The organism is Subtercola vilae (assembly GCF_004923255.1).
GTDB classification, from domain to species: Bacteria; Actinomycetota; Actinomycetes; order Actinomycetales; family Microbacteriaceae; genus Subtercola; species Subtercola vilae.
This window is the reverse complement of sequence record NZ_QYRT01000003.1, coordinates 1-15,191: the sequence shown is the minus strand read 5'-3', so window position 1 is coordinate 15,191 and position 15,191 is coordinate 1. Positions and strand designations below refer to the sequence as shown.

The 15,191-nt window shown below is 67.2% G+C and carries 8 protein-coding genes; 2 read left to right on the top strand and 6 right to left on the bottom strand.

Going from position 1 to position 15,191, the window contains the following annotated elements:
• Window positions 1-20: 20 nt before the first annotated feature.
• From D4765_RS19565 to D4765_RS01865, 6 genes are all read right to left on the bottom strand, one after another.
• Window positions 21-2,567, bottom strand: coding sequence for a DEAD/DEAH box helicase (locus tag D4765_RS19565; protein ID WP_162849195.1), 2,547 nt, complete (start codon window positions 2,565-2,567; stop codon window positions 21-23).
• 320 nt (window positions 2,568-2,887) lie between these two features.
• Window positions 2,888-3,913: a hypothetical protein gene (locus tag D4765_RS01885; protein ID WP_136640538.1), complete on the bottom strand. Its 1,026-nt coding sequence runs from the start codon at window positions 3,911-3,913 to the stop codon at window positions 2,888-2,890.
• A gap of 72 nt (window positions 3,914-3,985) precedes the next feature.
• The gene (locus D4765_RS01880) at window positions 3,986-5,992 is read right to left on the bottom strand and encodes a YhgE/Pip domain-containing protein (protein WP_136640537.1); all 2,007 of its coding nucleotides are present in this window, start codon (window positions 5,990-5,992) and stop codon (window positions 3,986-3,988) included.
• Complete coding sequence (locus tag D4765_RS01875; RefSeq protein WP_136640536.1) at window positions 5,989-9,036, bottom strand: MMPL family transporter; 3,048 nt, start codon at window positions 9,034-9,036, stop codon at window positions 5,989-5,991. Before D4765_RS01875 ends, D4765_RS01880 begins: the two co-directional genes overlap by 4 nt.
• Before the next feature lie 11 nt (window positions 9,037-9,047).
• Window positions 9,048-9,692, bottom strand: a complete 645-nt coding sequence (locus D4765_RS01870) for a TetR/AcrR family transcriptional regulator (protein WP_136640535.1) — start codon at window positions 9,690-9,692, stop codon at window positions 9,048-9,050.
• 68 nt (window positions 9,693-9,760) lie between these two features.
• Entirely contained in the window at window positions 9,761-13,021 is a 3,261-nt protein-coding gene (locus D4765_RS01865; protein ID WP_136640534.1) for an efflux RND transporter permease subunit, read from the bottom strand.
• A gap of 122 nt (window positions 13,022-13,143) precedes the next feature.
• On the opposite strand from D4765_RS01865, the gene D4765_RS01860 reads away from it, so the two are divergent.
• Both D4765_RS01860 and D4765_RS01855 read left to right on the top strand, forming a co-directional pair.
• On the top strand, window positions 13,144-14,088 hold the full coding sequence (locus D4765_RS01860) for an aldo/keto reductase (RefSeq protein WP_136640533.1): 945 nt from the start codon (window positions 13,144-13,146) through the stop codon (window positions 14,086-14,088).
• 71 nt (window positions 14,089-14,159) lie between these two features.
• The gene (locus D4765_RS01855; protein WP_161580316.1) at window positions 14,160-15,104 is read left to right on the top strand and encodes an alpha/beta hydrolase; all 945 of its coding nucleotides are present in this window, start codon (window positions 14,160-14,162) and stop codon (window positions 15,102-15,104) included.
• Window positions 15,105-15,191 lie beyond the last annotated feature (87 nt).

The following is a 15,191-nucleotide window of genomic DNA, read 5'->3' as shown; positions in this document are numbered from 1 at the left end:
ATGGAGCAGTGAAACTGTGACTACACGCCTGCGCTCTGCAGATCGTCGATGATCTGGTCACCGGGTGCTGCGGGCACCATGGTGGCTTCGATGTCGGCACGACCGAGCAGTTCGTCCATGCGGCGACGACGCGACTTCGAAATGAGCGTCACAACCGTGCCCTGCTTGCCGGCGCGGCCCGTACGGCCCGAGCGGTGCAGGTAGGTCTTGTACTCGTCGGGCGCATCGGCCTGAATCACCAGGTTGATGTCGTCGACGTGGATGCCGCGCGCGGCGACGTCAGTTGCGACGAGCACGTTGACCCGGCCGCTGGTGAGCAGCTGGAGGTTACGCGTACGGCGTGACTGGTTGAGGTCACCGTGCAGCGACGTGGCGGGAATGCCGGCGTCGTCGAGCTGGTCGGCCAGCTCTTCGGCGAACGCACGGGTGCGGGCGAAGATCAGCGTCTTGCCCTCACCGCTCGCGAGCTGCTCGATGATCGCACGCTTGTCGCGCTGCTCGATGAGCAGCACGCGGTGGTCGATCGTCGAGGAGGCCTGGTCTTCACCGGCGACCTCGTGAACGGCCGGCTCGACGAGGAACTCGTTGACGAGCTGGGCGACGCCCTTGTCGAGCGTGGCCGAGAAGAGCAGTTTCTGGCTCTTGTCGGCGGTCAGGCGCAGGATGCGCTGAACCGGCTCGAGAAAGCCGAGGTCGCACATGTGGTCGGCTTCGTCGAGAACGACCATCGTGACCTGCGACAGGTCCAGGCGACCCTGCTCGACGAGGTCTTCGAGGCGACCGGGGGTCGCGATAATGATGTCGGTGCCGCGCTGAAGCGCTGAGACCTGCTTGAACTGCGGCACTCCGCCGAAGATCGGCGTGGTGAACAGGCCCACCGAGCGGGCGATGGGCTGCACGGTGCGGTCGATCTGCATCGCGAGCTCACGGGTCGGGGCGAGGATCAAGGCGCGAGGGAGGCGGCCGGGCTTGCGACCCTTGGCTCCGTCGTTCTCCATGAGGCGCTCGACGAGAGGAGCGCCGAAGGCGATCGTCTTGCCGGAGCCGGTCTTGCCGCGACCGAGAACATCTTTGCCGGCGAGAACGTCGGGGATGGTCGCAGCCTGGATGGGGAACGGGGTGGGCGCACCCATGGCGGCGAGCTGCCGCGTGATGTTGTCGCCGAGGCCCAGGTCGCCGAACGTGGTGTTCACCACGTCAGACGCGGTGGTCACTTCGGCTTCGAGGCGCTCGAGCACAACGTCGTCCTGCGCACCGAAGCGGCCCGCGGGTGTTGCGGTGCCGGCTCCGTCGCTGTAGCCGTTGTTCTCGCGCTTCGGGTAGAAGTCGCTGCCGCGGTTCGCGCGATCGGTGTTCGAGTCGCGACGGTCGTCGAACGAACGCGCGGCGCGGTCGCTCGAGGCGCCGCGCTCGGGGCGGTCGCCGTAGCTCGGGCGCTCGGTGCGGCCGGCGGATGCTCCGCGGTCGCCATACGAGGGGCGCTCGGTGCGAGCGGGGCGGTCGTTGTAGCTCGGGCGCTCGGTGCGTGCCGGGCGGTCGGCGTACGACGGACGCTCGCTCGACGCGCCGCGCTCGGGACGATCGCCGTATGACGGGCGCTCGGTGCGAGCGGGGCGGTCACCGTACGAGGGGCGCTCGCTGCGGCCAGCGGATGCTCCGCGGTCGCCGTACGAAGGGCGTTCGGCGCGACCGGCGGATGCACCACGGTCACCATACGAAGGGCGCTCGGTGCGACCAGCAGACGCACCACGGTCACCGTAGGAGGGACGATCGCTCGACGCGTTGCGGTCACCATACGAGGGGCGCTCGCTACGACCCGCGGATGCACCGCGGTCGCCATACGACGGGCGCTCGGTACGACCGGCAGAAGATCCACGGTCACCATACGAGGGACGCTCGGTGCGACCAGCAGACGCACCACGGTCACCGTAGGAGGGACGATCGCTCGACGCGTTGCGGTCACCGTACGAAGGACGCTCGCCGCGGCCAGCGGATGCACCGCGGTCGCCATACGAGGGACGCTCGGTACGACCAGCAGACGCACCACGGTCACCGTACGACGGGCGGTCTGAACGACCCGCGCCCGACGCGTTGCGGTCACCATAGGAGGGACGCTCGGTACGACCGGCGGATGCACCGCGATCGCCGTAGGAGGGGCGCTCTGAGCGGCCCGCACCTGAAGCACTGCGGTCACCGTACGACGGGCGGCCGGTCGAAGCACCGCGGTCGCTGCCACGGTCATTGCGGTCACCATATGAGGGGCGGCCGGTCGAGGCGCCACGGTCGTTGCGGTCGCCGTACGAGGGGCGCTCTGAACGGGCGCCACGGTCGCTGTAGTTCGACTCGCGAGTGGGGGTTGCGGCGCGGGGCTCCCAGTTGGGGCGCTCTGCGCGGTTCGTGGGGGCGGCACCGCGTGAGGCGCGCTCATCGGCGTTCCAGCGGGCCTTCTTCGGGGCGTCGGCCTCGGCCGGCTTGTAGCCGCGGTGACCGGCGCTACGCGCTCCGGGTGCACCCTTGGGAGAGAAGTTGTTGCCGCCGGTGGCGGATTTCTTCGAGTAATCAGGCATGGTACTTTCCGGGTTATTTAGATTGCATGGCAAAGCGGTCAATACATTTGTGATTGACATTTGCTGAACCCGGGCAGTCTTTGGCCGGGACCGTTTCACATACGTGATATTCCCGCCCCGCGCCTTCGCACCCCTGCACACGTTCGTGCGGTGCTCTTGCGCTTGTGCACTCTTTGCGCGACGCATCCATATTGCGTCGTGCCCATCGCACGAAACGAGAAACCGGCCCACCTGACTTACAAACCCATCCGCACATACTTCGCGGTGTCAAGAGCCGACCTCGCAACATTACACGAAGCCGGCCCAAAAAGCACTACCCGTCAGCCGATCACCGGCATCGGGGTGACGTCACCTGTCGCATCGACCACGTCGCTCTTCACTGACAGCGCATTCAGCACTGGGGATGTCTCAGCGTAAGCACGCAGCGTGGCCGTCGAGTCGATCGTCGGCCGAGCCTTCACGAGAAACACGAATGTGCCCGTAGCGCCCGCCGGAAGCGAATCGACCACACACTGTTCAGCGAAGGTAGCTGCCGTCTGACAACTACCGCCCGCCGGTGACGAAAGCACACTCTCGACCGTGAATGCCTGCAGGTCTAGACCGACGTTCGCGTACGCACTCACGTATCTGGCATTTGTGACATTCACCCGATACAGGAATTCGTTGTCGCCCGCCGGCAACGGCGTAAGCACGCTCGACGCGTTCTCCGACGGCGTGGGCGGTGTGCCCCCACCTGGTAGCAAGTCTCCCGTGCCCGCGAAGCTGATGAAGGTGGCCTGATAGTCGTAGCTGCTCATGCAGTCGAACTCGTAGGAGACCTGGAGTGGCCACTGGGAGTCATCGATGAACTGTGCGTGCGTCGCACCCAATCCACTTTTATCGAGGTCACTCACATACAGGCTCGCTGCGTATCGCCCATTGCGAGCGTAGGTAGTCCACGAGTTTCCCGTCGACGAGAAATGGTCAGTAGTCGAGGTGATCGTTCCCCGTGTAAAAAAGGTCGAAGGGAGCGCCGGAAGAGAGTACTTGCACAGTGGCGACATCACGGATGGTGAACCTCCGCCGGGCGCACCCGCGGTTCCCAGCGAACTGCTCCCGCCACCGACGTACCCGCCAGCTCCGCCGCCTGTCGTGCCCGACATGCACTTGATGCCGTCGCGCCCCGCGCCGACCCACGTCGACATGCCGGGCGTGTAACTGCAGTCGACTTCCATCGCCGACGACGAGAGCGCCGGAACGAGCACCAGCGCCCCGATCGTCGCGACGAGCGCCAGGCCCGCAGCGAACCGCCCGCCGCGTCGCCGTGCTTTCTGAGTCCCCCGTGTAACAGTGAAGAACTCGCGCACGAGCCCGCCTTTCTCTAAGTGATGATTGCTCACTATAGAGGGAGGTGGCCTCGATGTAAAGTCACACCAGCGTCACGCGATCCCTGACGCCGGCGATCCGGCGGCCGAGGCGTCGTCGGTCACAGCCACGGCCGGAGCCGAACCCCGCACGCGCCCGTCGCCTCGGGGCGACGTCGGCCGGGCATCCGCACCCACCAGTACCCACCCCGTGCGCACCGGGTTTCGCCGACGCGCGAGCGCCACACCCGAGGCGAGCATGCTGACGAGCAGCAGAATGGCCAGCACCACGACGCTCGACCACACGGGGCCCGCCGCACCGCCGGTCAGAATGCCCTGGATGCCCGACACCGCATATGCGAGCGGTGAGATCGAACTGATGAACTGGAACGGCCCGCTCAGAATCTGTACCGGATAGACGCCGGCCGTGGTGGCGAACTGCACCGCGAACAGAATGATCGACACCACCGCGCCGATGCGCCCGAACGCCGCGCTCAAGAACTGGTGAAAAGCGGTGAAGGCGAGCGCGATCAGCAGCGCGAAACCGAGCGTGGCGGGCAACGAGCTCCAGGCCGCTCCAAGACTGAGGTGCAGGTAGCCGACGACGAGCAGCGCCTGCAGCACAGCGAACGCCGATGCTCGCCCGAACACCCGCCCCACGAGCCGCGCCGTCGACGCCGAACTCGCCAGCAACGACGCCGTGAGCGGCCTGAGCAGCAGGAACACCGCGAGCGCCCCCACCCAGAGCCCCGCCGGGATGAGCAGAATCGCGATGACCTGCCCGATGCTGCCGCCGCCGTTCTCGGTGGCCACGTTCACGGCGATCGGGTCGGCCGCCACCTTTGCCGCCGCCGCCGGGTCGGTGGCCGTGTTCTTCGTCAGCGCTGCGGCGCCGCTCTGCAGCCCGGTCTGCAAAGTGGTGGCCCCGGTGGTGAGCTGGGAGGCTCCGGCGGCCGACTGTTGGGTGCCGGAGGCGAGGGTCGCCAGGCCGCCGGAGAGGTCTGAGGCACCCGAACGCAGCTGCGACGAACCGGCCGAGAGCTGGGCGGCGCCAGAGTTCAGCTGCCCGATGCCCGACTGCAGAGCATCCACCCCCGACGCCGTCGACGACGACAGCGTCGAACCACCCGCGGCCGCCTGGCTGAGGCCACCGCTGAGCTGAGAATACGAGCCGAGCAGGGTCTGCTTCGTGGCCTCGTCGAGGTTCGGGTTCGTCGAGATGGCCGCTCGGATGCCCGGCGCGAGCTGATCGAACCCACCCGCCAGCGTCGAAACGCCTGACGTGTATTTCGCGACACCGTCAGACAACGCCGAGAGGCCGGCCGTCTTCGAGTCGAGCGTCGCGACTCCGCCCGCGAGCGAATCGACCCCGTCGGTGTACTGGGTGACGCCCGAGCTCAGCTGCGACGCCCCCGTGGCCGCGCTGCCCGCTCCGGTGGCGAGCTGGTTGAGCCCGTCGGTGAGCGTGCCAGCGCCTGAGGCGAGCTGCCCGGCCCCTGTGGCGGCCGAGGAGAGCTGGGCGCCGATGGTTCCGAAACTGGAGTAGACGCCATTGACGACCTGCGCCGTGACGGTCTGGCCGAAACCGGCCTTCAGCGCACTGCCGACGGTGCTCGCCACGACGCCCGCGAGGTAGCCGTGCGAGTTGTCGGTTGTGATGTTGATGGCGCCCTGCTGCGGAGTGGGGGTGGCGAGCGTGTTGATCTGGGCCGAGAAGTCTTCGGGAATCGTCAGTACGGCGTAGTAGGTGCCGTCGGCGAGGCCCTTGGCCGCGTCGGCGCTGTTGGTCACGTTCCAGTCGAAGCCGGTCTGCCCCGAGCCGGTGAGCTGTGTGACGAGCCCCCGACCGGCGAACACCGTGGACTTCGTGCCGTCGGCAGCCGTCGTGGTGATGAGCTTGTCGTTGTTCACCAGGGCGGCCGGCACCTTGTTGAGGTTGTCGCCCACGTTCGAGAAGGCGCTCGAAAAGAGCCCATTGGCGGCGAGCGGCACCACTACCACCGCGAGCGCAGCGAGGGTGAGCCACCACGCGCGCCGACGGCGGTGCGAGCGAACAGGGGCTGATGCTGCGTGGGAACTCATCGCAGTGTTCCTTCCGGGCGTGCAGGCACAAGACCTGCGGGGTGTGACAGTTCGAGCACGGTGACCGAGCGGCCGAGGGCGCCGGAGGCAAGACCCGCGGGAGCCGCCGGCAGGCCCAGTACGAGAGTGGTCGCCGCTGGTACGAGAGTGCTGACGGCCCGCACGAAGACGGCCGCGTCGATGCTGCCGGCACCAGCGTCGCCGGTGTCGAGCACCAGCAGGGCCGAGCCGTCAGCCATGCCGGCCGCCGTGAGAACCAGGGCCGCAGCGAGCGGCGACAGCTCGCCGAGAGCCGTGGTCTCGCCGAGGCGGGGCTCACCGGGCACGGCCGCGAGCGCCCGGTTCACGGCCTCAACGCGGGTGTCGATGTCGTCTGGTGAAACCCACGGCCGGTACCACGACCGCGCGATACTGAGTCGTTCACGCAGGGCCGCCCCCACCGTGGTGTCGACGTCGGGCCGGGCCGACGACAGGTCGACGAGGGTCACGAGGCGGCTGATGGCACCCGCCTCAGAGGGCAGGCACCGCCCGAGCACCTGCAGCCCACCCGACTCGGGCGAGAGCCGCCCGGCCAGCGCGGCACCGAGGAGGCGACGCGACGCGGTGTCACCGGTGATCACCAGCAGCGCGCCCTCGTCGAGCGCGAGATCGACCGGCAGCCCGACACCCGCGATCACCAGCGCTTCTGCGGTGACGGCATCGTCAAGGTGACCGGATGCCCAGGCGGTGGCCGCGATGTGCTCGCGTAGCCCTTCACCTTCGACATCCACGTTCGGCAGCAGCCGGGCCAGCCCCTTCGGCAGGCTCCACGCGGTGTCGCCCAGCAGAGTCATCACGGCCGGAACGAGTGTCATGCGCACGAGGAACGCGTCGACGAACACCCCCACGGCCAACGCGAGGGCGATCTGTTTGATCGCCCCGGTTCCTTCGGGAACGAACGCGAAGAACACGAAGAACATGATGAGAGCCGCCGCGGTCACCACGCGGGCACCGTTGACGAAGCCCACCCGCACCGCACGCCGGGCGTCTCTGGTTTTGACATACTCCTCACGCATGCCAGAGACGAGGAACACTTCGTAGTCCATGGCGAGCCCGAACAGAATGGCCATCAGAAGAATGGGCAGGAAGCTCAACAGAGGCCCTGTCGCGCTGATGTTCAGCAGGTTCGAGAGCCACCCCCACTGGAACACCGCCACCGAGACACCGAAGCTCGCCCCCACCGAGAACAAGAATCCCACGGCCGCCTTGATCGGCACCGCGATCGAGCGGAAGACCATCGCCAACAGAACGATCGAGAGCCCCACCACCAGCACTCCGAACGGAAGCAGCGCCTGCGTGAGCAGGTTCGAGATGTCGACGGCCACCGCGGTCTGGCCGGTCACCGCGATCGGCGTGCCGAGGTCGGCGGTGATCTTCGGGTTGAGCGCGCGCAGGTCGTGCACCAGCGTCTTGGTCTCGGGCGAGTCGGGCGCGGTCGTCGGAATCACGCGAAAGATCGCGGTGTCAAGTGTGCTGTCGGGAACACCCTGGCCCACGAATGACACCCCGGGAACGGTCTTCAGTTCGTCGCCGATCTTCGTGAGAATGCCGGCGATGTCGGTCGACTGGGTAATGTCGGCCGCAACGATGAGCGGGCCGTTGTAGCCGGGCCCGAACCCTTTGGCGAGCAGGTCGTACGCCTGCCGGTTTGTGGTGTCGGTGGGCTGCTGGCCCGAGGTGGGCAGGTTCAGGTCGAGGCTGAACGCGGGAATGGATGCGACGCCCACGAGACCGACGACGGCGACGATGAACACGATGGGGGCCTTCATGACGAGGGCGACCCATCTGCCGCCGAGAGAAGTCGCAGCGCGCTTGGGGCGCTGGGCGCCGCCTCTGCCGGGAGCAGCGGGGGTCGCGGAAGACGCGCGGGTGCCTGCTGGTGCCGGGATGCCTTCGGGGGCGGAACGGGCATCCGGAGCCTGTGCTGCAGCCTGTGCCTCGCTCTCGTGCAGGGCGCCGGCGAGGGCCCGCCGCTCGACGCGCGAACCCTTCTTCGGGCGCAGCCGGTACTTTGCCACACCCATGATGGCCGGCAGCAAGGTCATGGCGATGCTCACCGAGACGAACACGGCGAACGCCGCCGCCACGCCCATGACGCTCAAGAACGGGATGCCCACGACCAGCAGGCCGAGCAGGGCGATGATGACGGTTGTTCCGGCGAAGACCACGGCGCTGCCCGCGGTGGCGACCGACTGGGCCGCCGACTCCTCGGCATCGAGGCCGTGAGCGAGCTGGGTTCGGTGCCGCGACAAGATGAACAGGGCGTAGTCGATACCCACGGCGAGCCCGATCATGACCGCCAGCAGTGGTGCGGTGCTCGACACTGTAATGAGGGCCGATGAGGCGACGACCGCACCGATCGAGATGCCGACGCCGATGATGGCCGACAGAAGCGGCAGCCCGGCCGCCAATAGCGAACCGAACGTCACGAACAGCACGACGGCCGCGAACAGCACCCCGAGACCCTCTGACGGGCTGACACCCACGGTGTTCTTCTGAAAGACCTCACCGCCGAATTCGACCCGGATGCCCGACGAACCCAGTTCGGACTTCGTCGCCTGCACAGCGTCGATGGTCGCCGCTTCGATGGTCGAGGTGGGCCCGTCGAACTGAACGGTGGCGTACGCGATGGTGCCGTCTTTCGAGATCGCGTCGCCGGCGTACTGCGAGAACGGGGTGATTACCGACGAGACATGGGGCACCTTCGTGATGGCATCGGTGACGGCAGTGATGGCGGCGGTGTCGCTGGCATCGTTCACGCTCTGGCCGTCGGGCACCTGGAAGACCACCTGGGCGCTCGAACCGGCCACCGCGGGGAACACCGCGGCGAGCTTGTCGAGGGTCTGCTGCGACTCGGTGCCCGGGATGCTGAAGCTCTCAGAGAAAGTGCCGTTCAGCGCCAGGCCTCCCCCGAGCACAGCGGCCAGGATGAGAAACCACCCCACGATGATCTGCCAGGAGTGGCGAAACGAGAATCGCCCGATGCGGTAGAGAAGGGTTGCCATGTCAGTGATTCCTAGTCGGCGGGAGTGAAGGAAGCGGGGGGAACGGGACCAGAGGAGCCAGAGTCAGCCGCGGCAGCAGTGCCCAGCGGCAGCAGCAGCTCTGTCATCACATCGATGAGCGCCTGCCTGACCTCGCCGATGGGTTCGGTGTTACTGCCGGCCTTGTCGGCGGCGGTCGTGGCCAGAACGTATGCAGCCCCGGCGAGCGCGACACCGAGGCGGATGCGCTGCTTTGTCGAGGGCAGTTCATTCAGGAACGCGTCTCCGAGGTGCCAGATCGATTCACGCGCCCGATCGATCGTCTCGATGCCGGCGAGCGACTGGCCCTGGTTGATGATGATGTGCGCCTCGAAGCGGTACTCGAGCAGAAAGTCGATGAACTCGTCGATGAAGTCAGCGCGCAGGGCGTCGTCTGCAATACGCCCGATGGTGTTTGTCAGTAGCGCGTGGAGTTTCGAGACGGCCGGGGCCAGCGCCGACTCGAGCAGCGCCTCCTTCGACGAGAAGTGGTAGAGCACGCTCGACTTCGAGTAGCCGGCCTCGTCGGCGATCTGCTGCAGCGATGCTCCCGCGTAGCTGGTCATAACGAACAGACGGAGAGCCGTTGCGCGCAGTTCTTCTGCCGGATCAGAGCGCGCATTCGAGAGTGGAGGCACCTGAGAACTGTATCCTGACCGTTCGGTCAGTGTCTGCACGATCGGTCAGCTGGGCGGTCGACTCCCAGCTAGACCGACACCTCCTGTGAGGCTGCGAAGCGCTCTGCCCGGCGGATCGATCGGCGCTCCCGCCAACCCTCGACCAGGTTGTAGAGCACCGGCAGCACAATCAGCGTGAGCAGGGTCGACGAGACGAGCCCGCCGATCACCACGATGGCCAGCGGCTGAGAGATGAACCCGCCGTGCCCGGTGAGCCCGATGGCCATCGGCAGCAGGGCGAAGATGGTGGCCAGCGCCGTCATGAGAATCGGGCGCAGACGCCTGCTGGCGCCCTGCACGAGCGCTTCACGCACGGTCGACCCTCTGCTTCTGTACTGGTTCACCAGGTCGACCAGAACGATGGCGTTCGTCACTACGATACCGATCAGCATGAGTACGCCGATGATCGAGGGCACCCCCAGCGGAATGTTCGAGATGATCTGCAGGGCAATGGCCCCGGTCGCCGCGAACGGCACGGAGACCAGCAGCAGAATCGGCTGCAGCAGGCTCTTGAACGTGGCGACCATCACCACATACACGATGAGAATCGCCACCAGCAGCGCGATGCCGAGCTGCCCGAACGCATCGCTCTGGCTCGACGTCGCGCCACCCAGGGTGGCTTTCGCGCCAGCGGGCAGCGCGGTCTCATCGACAGCCTTCTGCACCTCTGAGCTCGCCGAACCGAGGTTGTCGCTCGAGGGCGTGGCAGTGATCGTCGCCGTTCGAAGCCCCCGACTCGTCGTGATGGTGTCGGGGCCGTTCACTTGTGAGACGCTCGCCAGCGAGTCGAGCCGCACGGGCCCGCGCGCGGTCGGAATCGTCAGTGCCGCGAGGTCGGCCTGGGTGGCGGGGGTGGATGCACTCGCGATGTAGATCGTGTACTGAGTGTTCTTGATCACGACGCTGCCCACGGTCTGCGGCTGCATGGCATTCGCCACGAGGCTGCCCACCGCGACCTCACTGAGTCCGGCGGTGGTCGCCTTCGCTCGGTCGACGGCCACGGCGATGTAGGGCCTCGTCGCTGCGAGATTGCTCGAGCTCTGCGTGATGGCGTCGAGTTTCGAGACACGGGCCAGCAGGGCATCCGATGCCGTCTGCAGGTCAGCCTGGTTCGAGGCAGTGATGTCGACCGAGATATCAGAAGATGCCCCGAATCCGCTCGACGCCGCCACCGAGATCTGGCCCACGTTCGGTATGGCCTCGACGTCGCGGCGAACAGTGCTCTGCAGCGCGTCCTGGTTGACGCTGTCGTCTGTGGTGATCGAATACGTGATCGCATTGGCCCCGCCCCCGGCGAAGGCGTCGCGCAGGCTGCTGCCGCTCGAGCCGATCGACAGCTGCACGGTCTGGATGCCCGCCACCCCCTTCAGCGCGGACTCGACCTTCTGCGCCAGCGCATCTTGCGTCTCGAGGCTCGCGCCCACCGGAACGGTCTGCGTCACGGTCAGCGTGTTCTGGCCGCTCGAACCCAGAAAGTTGGTCTTCATGAACGGGATGAGCGCGATCGTGCCGCCCAGAATCAGCACGGCGACGATGATGGTGACGAACGAATGCTTCAGCGTCCACGCGATGATCGGCAGGTACCGGCGCTGCAGCGCGTTCGGCTTCTCGTCGTCGATGTCGCTGCCCGAGCGGCGCGCGCGGCGACCGGGCAGCGCGGCGGTGGCGACGGCCACGGTGTTGCGCACGGGGTGCGCGTCGGCCTGGGCGGCACCCGCGTGGGCGTGTTCGTGAGCCGGGGCATCCGGTACCGCCGTCGCAGCACCCGCGGCACTTTTCGGCCGCCGGTGCGAACTGCCGAGGAACCAGTACGCCAGCACCGGAACAATGGTGAGCGCAACGAACAGCGACGCGAGCAGCGCGATGGTCACGGTGAGGGCGAACGGCCGGAACAGCTCACCCGTCGTGCCCTGAACGAATGAAATCGGTAAGAACACCGCAACGGTGGTGATGGTCGAGGCCGTGATCGCGGTGGCGACCTCGCGCACCGCCTCGACGATGACCTCGGCACGCCCCGCCCCGTCGAGCGGGCGCTCGAGCTCCGCCGCCGTGAGATGCCTCTTGATGTTCTCGATGACCACGATCGAGTCGTCGACCACCCGCCCGATGGCAATCGTCAGCGCACCGAGGGTCAGGATGTTCAGCGAATAGTTCGCCGCCTGCAACCCGATGAACGTGATCAGCACCGAGGTGGGAATCGAGATGGCCGTCACGATGGTCGACCGCACCGACATCAAGAAGATGAGAATGATGACCACCGCGAAGAACAGCCCCAGCAGCCCCTCGGTGGCGAGCGATTCGATGGACTGCTGGATGAACGGAGCCTGGTCGAAGACCACCGTGAACGTCGCTCCCGGCAGTGCCGCCTGCAGCTGCGGAATGAGCGCCCGTAAACCCTTCGACACGTCGACCGTGTTCGCGGCCGGCAGCTTCGTGACGGCGATCGTGAGTGCCGGCTGCCCGTTCACCCGGGAGATCGACGTCACCGGGTTGTCGACGAGTTCGACGGTAGCCACGCTGCCGACGGTGGCCACACCACTGCCGTCGGTCTTCTGCGCCGGCAGCGGCAGCGCTGCGATGTCGGCGAGGGTGCCGAGCTTCGAGCCCGTCTGCACCGAGAGCGTTGAACCATTCTCGGTGAGCGCACCCGCCGGGATGAGTTGTCCGTTGGCGGTCAGCGCCGTCTTGATCGACGCATCCGTGAGACCGAGCGAGGCCAGTGTCTTCTCGTTGGGCGTGATGGTGACCCGCTGGCCCACGTCACCGACGAGCTGCGCCGCACGCACACCGGCCACCTGCTCGATGTCGCTCAGAGTGCTGGCGTGGATCTGGGCCGCGAGGGCCTTCGTATCAGAGCCGGTGACCGCCACCTGGATGACGGGAAGGTCGCCGATGCTGCCGCTCAGCACCTGCGGGTCGACCCCGTCGGGCAGGGTCGATTTGATGCGGCTGATGGCTTGGTTGATCTTCTGCTCGGCCGTCGCCAGGTTCGTGCCGTAGACGAAGGTGGCGTTCACGATCGAGAGGTTCGTGCTCGAGGTGGCCGACGTGGTGTCGATGCCCTCGACCCCCTGCACGGCCTGCTCGATGGGGGTACTCACGTCGCCGTTCACGACCTCAGGCGCGGCGCCCGGGTAGTTCGTCAGAACGACCAGCTGCGGAAAGTCGATCGAGGGGATGAGTTCCTGCTTCAGGCTCGTCAGTGCCAGGCCACCGAACACCGCCACCACAATCGTGACGAGGGCGATGAGCGCCCGGTTCTTCATACTCAACACGGCGAGAAAATGCACGAGTCTCTTTCTTGACTTCTTGGCGCACTCCCCGGGAGCACTGGTGTCACGATCAGTTCCAGTGTCTCATTTCCCGCCTGGCTTGCGGCGTACGCTGGCAGTCTCGACCCGAAAGGATGAGCATGCCCCACATCGGCACCAGCGACCTCGACGTTTTCCCCCTCTCCCTCGGTGGCAATGTGTTCGGCTGGACAGCCGACAGCGCCGCCTCGTTCGACATTCTCGACGCGTATGCCGCGGCTGGCGGCAACTTCATCGACACATCAGACTCCTACTCGGCGTTCGCACCCGGCAACCACGGCGGCGAATCCGAGAGCATCATCGGTGAGTGGCTGGCCAGCCGAGCGAACCGCGCCGACATCGTGGTGGCGACGAAGGTGAGCCAGCACCCCGAGTTTCGCGGGCTGAAGGCGGCGAACATCCGCGCCGCTGCAGACGCGTCGCTCGGGCGGCTCGGTGTTGACACGATCGACTTGTACTACGCGCACTACGACGACCAGGAGACCCCGCTCGAAGAGTCGGCCGAGGCCTTCGATGCGCTCGTGAAGGCCGGCACGGTGCGCTACACGGCCCTGTCGAACTACACGCCAGGGCGCATTCAGCAGTGGCTCGACATCTGCGATGCGAACGGCTTCGTTCGGCCCGTGGCCCTGCAGCCGCACTACAACCTTGTGCATCGCAACGACGTCGAAGAGCACCTCGTGCCGCTGGCCGAGCGCGAGAACCTGTCGATCGTGCCGTACTACGCGCTCGCCAGCGGCTTTCTCACGGGAAAGTACCGCTCGAAGACCGACAACGCAGGTACGGCCCGCAGCGGCGGCGCCTCGAAGTACGTCTCTGCCCAGGGCCTTGCCATCATCGACGCGCTCGAGGAGATCGGCCGGGCTCACGGCGCCAGCATCACAACCACCGCGCTCGCCTGGCTGCTCGCCAAGCCCACGGTGGCGGCGCCCATCGCCAGCGCGAGCAAGCTCTCGCAGGTGGCCGATCTGGTCGCCGTGGCGAACGTGCAGCTGACCTCCGACGAGGTGGCGCGGCTCGACGAGGTGTCGGCCTGGCAGGGCTGACCCACCGACTGGCAGAGGTGACCCACCGAATCGGCCGGGCGCTTCGAATTCTCTGAAACGAAAGGATGCCCGTGGCGAGCTTTCTGAGCCGGCTGATGCCGGCGGTCATCACCCTGCGTGGCACGAAACGCACCTTCTCGTCGGCGCGCCGCACAGCGAAACGGGTGGCGTACCTCACGGATCATCCCGCCCGGTTCGCCCCGCCGAAGTCGATCGGCCGCCGCGTCTCGGTGGCGCTCACCGTCGACGACGGCTGGCCGCTGTACGTACTGTCGCCTCGCGGCGGCGCTCCGGGCGCACCCGGCACCGGCGGTACCGCTGATTCTGCGGGCTCTGCTGGCTCGCAGCAGGTTCTGTATTTGCACGGTGGCTCGTGGATCGGCGAGATCGGCGCCACCCAGTGGTCATTCGCGGCGGCCCTCGTCGAGCAGAGCGGCGCCACCGTTACAGTGCCGATCTATCCGGTGGCCCCGGTCGGCACCGCCACCGAGGTGACGGCCCGCGTGGCCGACCTCGTAGAGCGACTGCACGCCGAGCCCACGCGCGTCAGTCTCGTGGGCGACTCGGCCGGCGGCACGGTCGTACTCGCGACCGCCCTTGAGCTGCTGCGCCGCGGAGTGCGCCCGCTCGCCGTGCTGGTGCTGGTGGCGCCGGGGCTCGACCTGACGTTCTCCGACCCGCGCGCCGCCGACCTCGAAAGCGCTGACCCGTTTCTCGCGGCCCCGGGGTTGCGGTACGCCGCGAGCCTCTGGGCGGGGGGCCTGTCGCTTGACGATGCACGGGTCAGCCCGCTGTTCGCCTCGCCCGCCGACCTCTCCGGCCTCGGCCCGGTCACGGTCTTCACGGGCACCCGAGATATCCTGAACCCCGACGCGCACCGTTTCACCGAACGTGCGCGTGCGGCCGGGGTGCCGGTCACTCTGCACGAGGCGGAGGGAATGCTGCACAACTACCCCGTCTTTCCCATCCCAGAGGGCCGCGCCGCGCTCGCGCAGATCGCAGCCCTGCTGCGCTGACGTCGAGTTTCCCCAGAACGTCGGCCTGGCCGCTGCCGGGCGACATTCTGGGGAAACTCGGCCGCGGATCGGGACGGGGGGCGGGGG

Bases quoted from the DNA above. Each gene is read 5' to 3' on its own strand.
- D4765_RS19565 (WP_162849195.1), bottom strand. From the start codon at position 2,567: ATGCCTGATTACTCGAAGAAATCCGCCACCGGCGGCAACAACTTCTCT.
- D4765_RS01880 (WP_136640537.1), bottom strand. From the start codon at position 5,992: ATGAGTTCCCACGCAGCATCAGCCCCTGTTCGCTCGCACCGCCGTCGG.
- D4765_RS01860 (WP_136640533.1), top strand. From the start codon at position 13,144: ATGCCCCACATCGGCACCAGCGACCTCGACGTTTTCCCCCTCTCCCTC.
- D4765_RS01875 (WP_136640536.1), bottom strand. From the start codon at position 9,036: ATGGCAACCCTTCTCTACCGCATCGGGCGATTCTCGTTTCGCCACTCC.